Source organism: Rhodococcus sp. (in: high G+C Gram-positive bacteria) (genome assembly GCF_049286785.1).
Taxonomy (GTDB): domain Bacteria; phylum Actinomycetota; class Actinomycetes; order Mycobacteriales; family Mycobacteriaceae; genus Rhodococcus_F.
The window spans coordinates 1-5,716 of the sequence record NZ_JBAQEO010000633.1; the positions used below are offsets into that span (position 1 = coordinate 1).

Below are 5,716 nucleotides of genomic sequence, written 5' to 3' on the forward strand. Positions count from 1 at the left end.
GCGTCGAACTTCGACTTCGGGCCGATGTGCGCCGATACGGAATCCATCGAGAGGAAGATCCGATCCTGCAGGCCGGCGTCCAGCAGGCTGGCGATGAGCCCGGCGCGGACGGAGTCGGGCAAGAAGATCTGAAGTCCACAGCGGTCGAAGGCGATGTTGACTCCGGTACGGAGAATGCGCTCGTAATAGGAGAACGAGGAATACTTGTGGTCGATGTGGCCGATCATGATCTGGGTCGGCTCGGCGCCTGCCGCGACAAGGGTTTTCGCTTGTTCGATGGCATGGCCACCGGATGTGTGGGTGATGATGGGGACACCGGTTCGCCGCTGCGCATCGGCCGCGGCCTCGAGCAGTTTCCGGTTCAGATCATCGACGCCCTGTTCCGACGTCGCCACCTTGATCACTCCGGCACGCACCCCGGTATCACCGATACCGTTCGTTATCTCTTCGACATAGAGATCGGCCAGATCGCCCAACGGCATGTGTTTGAAGTGCGCCGGCACCCCGTGCGACTCCATGTAGAGACCCGTTGCGCAGACGATGTTCATTCCCGTCGCCTCCGACACGTCGCGGAGGAAACTCGCATCGCGGCACAGTTCGATCGGCGTCGCGTCGACCATCGTGTTGATGCCGTGGGCTTTTGCGGCTTCGAGACTGCGGGTCGCCTCCCGGAAACGCTCGTCGACGTCGAGCCGGAAGCGGGAGTCGAGGAAGATCCCTTCCGAACCGATGGTCACGTGCTCATGCATCAGCGTGACGCCCAGCTCGCCGAGTGCCAGCTCGCCCGTCACACTATTCACTGAATTCGACACCGGTCATTCCTTCCGTAGATGTACCAAGAGTGGTTCCGCGCGTGAGACGACCGTCCGGATACGACAACCCGAGGTCGAGACCCAGCTGTTCGCGGTGATGCGCGGCGTCCCCGAACAGCTGGGCGCCCGCTCGCAGTCGGCGGAGGTAGTAGTGCGCCGGGTGCTCCCAGGTGAAGCCGATGCCTCCGTGAACCTGAATGTTCGTCTCACCCACCGGCGGGCAGTGGGCACTGCAGTACGCCTTGGCAACGTGGGCGATCCGAGTTGCGGCGCTCTGATCCTCCCCGACGTCGCGCGCGGCGGCCCGGGAGATGGCAATTGCAGACTCGGAGGTTCTGAACATGTCCACGCACAGCCGCTGGACGGCCTGCGTCGAACCGATGAGAATGCCGAATTGGCTTCGAACAGAGGCGTATTCCACCGCCATCTCGGTTGCACGCTGAGCCGCGCCGGCCAACTCTGCGGAGATCGCCACTGCTGCGATCGAGAGCACCCGGTGTTGCCCGTCGGTGAAGTCTTCGCCGAGCCGGACCGCCGGAGTCTCACGAAACACGACCCGAGAACAACTGCGAGTGAGATCGAGCGTGCGCAGCGGGAATTGCTCGAGGCCCGTCGAGTCGGTGGGCACGGCGAAGAGGCCGAGACCGTGATCCGTCCGAGCGACGACCAGTAACAGGTCTGCCGACTGTGCCTCGAGGACAAGGGCCACCGTGCCCGAGAGGGTCCACGCGTCACCGGACCGGGAGGCGTGCACCGTCGACTCTCCGGGACGGCCTGTGACACCTTCGGAGAATGCGACCGTTGCGATCAGATCACCCGAGGAGATTCCCGCCAGATAGTCTGCGCATGCGTCCGGCGCGCCGGTAGCAGCCAAGGCGGCAGGAGCCAGCACAGCACCCGTCAGGTACGGCACCCGAACGAGAGCGCGTCCCAGTTCTTCGAGAACGAGCGATGCGACGAAATACGGTGACTCCTGTCCGTCGGAGTCCTCCGGTACCAGAAGGCCGGTGGCCCCCAATTCTTTTGCCATTTGCTGCCACAGCCGGCGGTCGAGCTCGAGTCCGGAATCGGTATCCGGGTGGGCCGCAAGGTCGGGCGTCTTCGCTGCCAGGCATCCCCTGACTGCGTCGCGGTACTGATTCAGCTCGGCTGAAAGGTCGCTGTCCATATAACTATCCATTCTCCATCGCGTCGGCGATCAGCCGGGAAGACCGAGGACCCGTCGGGCGATGACGCCGGACAGGATCTCGGTGGTCCCGCCGGCGATCGTGGCCGAACGCTGGGTGAGGTAATTCCGCGCAGGGCTTTCGTTCTCGCCCGCGACGGCGGCCGCCCCCGCGACGGTGAGAGCCGTATCGGACAGTCGCTGAGCCAGCAGACTCCATTCGAGTTTGATGATGGTCTGCTCGGACCCCGGTTTACCGGACGCGCGGATCGACTCGACAGACCGCCGTCCGATCGCTGCAAGGACACGGCTCTCGACATACCGCTGAACAATCTCGTCGACGTGCGCAGCGGGGAGGGGGGGCGCTCTCGCTGGTGGCCCGGCACGTGTCGATGAGCCGGTCTACCTCCCTCTGCAGCTGTGATGCGTAGCTGAGGAGGGAGGTCCGCTCATGTTCGAGCGTCGTCATCGTGACCTTCCAACCCTCGTTCAGAGGGCCCAGAAGGCTGCTGCACGGCACCCGGACATCGGTGAAGTAGATTTCTGCGAATTCCGCGTCACCGTTGATCTGGCGAATGGGTCGGCGTTCGATACCCGGAAGGTTCAGCGGAACGAGCAGCGTGGATATGCCGCGGTGTTTCGGGGCGTCACGGTCGGTGCGCACGAGCAGCTGGATGAAGTCCGCTCGCATTCCGTGCGAAGTCCAGATCTTCTGTCCGTTGACGACGAAGTCGTCCCCGTCGACGCGGGCATGTGTCTGAAGTCCGGCGAGATCGGATCCCGCCTCGGGCTCGCTGAAACCCTGACACCAGATTTCGGCGCCTTCGAGGATGCGGGGCAGATGCTCCTTCTGCTCGGCCGTACCCCATTGTCCGAGCGTCGGACCGACGTTCAGCACACCGAAGATCCCGGCGATCTCGGGCGCACCGTGCTCGGCCAGCACCTCCGAGCACGCGAGCGCCGTGGTCACGTCGACGCCGCGCCCTCCCGCCTCGACGGGCCAGCTCGGCGCGACCCACCTCTCGGTCTGCAGGGTGCGCTGCCACGCCGATTTCGCTTCGAACGAGTCGCTGGTGCCCCACTCGGCGCGATGAGCAGGCAGGGCCTGTTCGAGGAACTGTCGCAGCGAATCTACCGTGTCCACCTGGACGTTCTCCTATCAGTCATGGGTGGCGCCGAGCATTCGGCGCTGTTCGCCCGTCATCTCGATGCGTCACGAGCGAGGTGACGGGTTCGACCCGAACGAGAGAACCTCGATCAGAACTCCGTCGACGTCGAACCAGAGGGCGGCGTGTGCCGTCAGGGATCCGAAGTCGAAGAAGTCCGGCGGACTGAGCGTCTTGCTGCCCATCTCCACAGCGCGATCATGCGCTCCGGCGACGTCGTCGTCGAAGAACGCCAACCGGAGGAATCCCGGGGTGTCGGCGCGGCGCTGTTGCACCGCCTCCGTCTTGCCGTCGACGTATTCGCGCAGGGTGATCACGAACGGGGAGACGGCTGCGGGCACCACAACATCGACCTGACGGTATCCGGGTCCGGTCGCCGGTGCGCTCTCGGACGTGTCGCCGGATGTCAAACCCAGGGCATCGACGTAACAGCGCAACGAAGCGTCGAGATCGACGACATCGACCAGTGCGCCGAGGAGCGTGCCCTCGGTGCCCGGTGTGACCTGGACGGACCCGTCCGGGCCCTCGATCTGGAGAAGCCGGTGCTCACCGTCCGCCCATGCACACCGGTAGCCCGCATTCCGGGCAGCATCGTGCACGACGTCGACGTCGGGTACCTCGAAGACCAAGTGCGCGACACCGGCGAGCCGGCTGCCGGCGGGTACGCCCGGCTCGGGCGGCTGATCCGGCAGTCGCCACTCGATGAGCTCGATCGATGAACGCCCCCGGCCGGGCGACAGCACGGCAACCATGTTGGAGTGCGGTGATTCCAGACCGACGAGAGCGCCCGTGTCGTGTCGCTCGGGAAACTGCTTGGCGACCCGTAATCCCAGAACGTCGGAATAGAAGGGCAACGAGCGCGCGATGTCCCGGCAGTTGATGTTGACGTGAGAGAAGCCGCTGACACTCATCCGTTAGCTCCTGTCCCGGCACCGACCCGCGCGAGAGGAACGTTCATGTTCAACGCGATCCGGCGTGTCGAATCGTCGAGCACGAACTTCCGAATCGTCGCTCGATGCTCGGACTCGGTCCCGTAGAGAGCGGTCATGGTCATCGTTCTCTTGAGCCAGTGCTGAAGGTCGTATTCGTAGGTATACCCGATCGCGCCGTGCAGCTGAAGGCCGGTTCGGCTCGCGATCCGGCATGCCCGTACCGCAGCAACCTTCGCATGCGCCACCGCAAGGTCGGCTGCTTCGTCTCGTTTGTCGAGAGCCCACGCCGCCGCATGTACGACCGGTTCGGCGTAGACCGACTGCAGCGAGGCATCGACGAGTGCATGCTGGACCGCTTGGAAGCTTCCGATCACCCGTCCGAACTGCTCGCGTTGTGCCACGTAGCTTCGGGTCAGGTCGATGATCTGCCGCGCGACCCCCAGCAACTGGGCGGCGGTGGCCAGCGCACCGGCGTTGCGCGCACGGGTGAGCTGGTCGGCGGAGGGCCTGACCTCGAACAGAACTGCGGCGTCGCCGCTGCCGCGATACCGGGAGAGAGGCATGACGGTGTCCAGTGTCGGAACCTCGTCGAACAGGGCAGCGTCGGCCCGCATCGCGGCGAAGGAATCGCCGCGCGGGACCAGCACCACGTCGAGCGTGTCCAGGCAGGTGACGAGTCCGGACCTGTCGGCGACTCCCACTGTCGTGGACCCGTCTGCGATGCCCTTCAGCAATGATCCGGCGTCGGACCCGCCGACGGCTCGGAGTAGCTCCGGTGCAACACATACCGTGTCGACGAACGGCCCCGGGAGTGCGGCGCGGCCGATCTCCTGAAGTATCAGTGTGGCTGCCGACCAGCCCAGATCGAGCCCCCCGTGTTCCTCCGAAGGGATGATCGCCTGCAGGCCCTGCTCGGCAAGGGCGTTCCACAGGCCCTTCCGGAGGGAACCGAAGGACGACGTCGATCGCAGAGTCTCGGCGGGGAACTCCCGGGACAGCAGTTCTCGCACGGCGGAGGCCATGTCCGTGTGGTCGGGGTCGTGGTAGAAGTCCATCAGTAGCTCCTAGGCAATCCGAGGGCCCGTTGTCCCAGCAGGTTGCGCTGGATCTCGGTGGTGCCGCCCCAGATCGTTCCGGGGAGGGCGGTTACGTAGCCCTCGATCCATCGATCGAGGTGCTGGTCGGCATCCGCGTCGGAGAGCGTATGCAGTATGTCGATCGCGACACTGTTCAGCTTGATGTCGAGTTCGGACCAGAAGAGCTTGTCGTAGCTGGTTTCGACGCCCATGGGTTCTCCGCGTCGCACGCGGGCGGCGGTGGCCAGGACCCGGAGCCGGAAGGCGCGAGCATCCTGCCAGAGTTGAATGGCCGCATCGGCGAGGTCCGGATATTTCCGGGCCACGTCGTCGTCGATCAACCCCAGCAACCGGCTTGCCGCACTCACGAATCTGCCCGGGCTCCGCAACGCGAAACCGCGCTCCGATCCAGTGGTCGCCATCGTGACCTCCCAGCCGCGGCCGACGTCGCCGAGGACCTGGTCCTCGGGCACGAACACGTTGTCGAACTGGATCTCGGCGAAGCTTGCGTGCCCGTCGATCCGGCGAATAGGCGAGATCGTGATCCCGGGGGAGGAGAGGGGGA

General features: G+C 65.0%; 7 protein-coding genes. All 7 read right to left on the reverse strand.

Annotation, left to right across the window (positions count from 1 at the left end; all coding sequences use genetic code 11):
- Positions 1-812, reverse strand: an 812-nt coding sequence (locus WAW17_RS22920) for a phosphotriesterase family protein (protein ID WP_422335200.1), incomplete at its 3' end; no start/stop codon positions are given.
- Positions 793-1,980 carry an acyl-CoA dehydrogenase family protein gene (locus WAW17_RS22925; protein ID WP_422335201.1) on the reverse strand — a complete coding sequence of 396 codons (1,188 nt, stop codon included), beginning with the start codon at positions 1,978-1,980 and terminating at the stop codon, positions 793-795. The genes WAW17_RS22920 and WAW17_RS22925, both read right to left, overlap by 20 nt.
- Before the next feature lie 30 nt (positions 1,981-2,010).
- Positions 2,011-2,310: an acyl-CoA dehydrogenase family protein gene (locus WAW17_RS22930; RefSeq protein ID WP_422335206.1), complete on the reverse strand. Its 300-nt coding sequence runs from the start codon at positions 2,308-2,310 to the stop codon at positions 2,011-2,013.
- Positions 2,231-3,121 carry an acyl-CoA dehydrogenase family protein gene (locus tag WAW17_RS22935; RefSeq protein WP_422335202.1) on the reverse strand — a complete coding sequence of 297 codons (891 nt, stop codon included), beginning with the start codon at positions 3,119-3,121 and terminating at the stop codon, positions 2,231-2,233. Before WAW17_RS22935 ends, WAW17_RS22930 begins: the two co-directional genes overlap by 80 nt.
- Positions 3,122-3,190: 69 nt before the next feature.
- Complete coding sequence (locus WAW17_RS22940; protein WP_422335203.1) at positions 3,191-4,054, reverse strand: VOC family protein; 864 nt, start codon at positions 4,052-4,054, stop codon at positions 3,191-3,193.
- A complete protein-coding gene (locus WAW17_RS22945) occupies positions 4,051-5,130 on the reverse strand; it encodes an acyl-CoA dehydrogenase family protein (protein WP_422335204.1) in 1,080 nt (359 codons plus the stop codon). Before WAW17_RS22945 ends, WAW17_RS22940 begins: the two co-directional genes overlap by 4 nt.
- Positions 5,130-5,716: acyl-CoA dehydrogenase family protein (locus WAW17_RS22950; protein WP_422335205.1), on the reverse strand; the 587-nt coding region annotated here is incomplete at its 5' end. The genes WAW17_RS22945 and WAW17_RS22950, both read right to left, overlap by 1 nt.

Coding starts and splice junctions, on each gene's coding strand:
- WAW17_RS22925 (WP_422335201.1), bottom strand. CDS start 1,980: ATGGACAGCGACCTTTCAGCCGAGCTGAATCAGTACCGCGACGCAGTC.
- WAW17_RS22940 (WP_422335203.1), bottom strand. CDS start 4,054: ATGAGTGTCAGCGGCTTCTCTCACGTCAACATCAACTGCCGGGACATC.
- WAW17_RS22945 (WP_422335204.1), bottom strand. CDS start 5,130: ATGGACTTCTACCACGACCCCGACCACACGGACATGGCCTCCGCCGTG.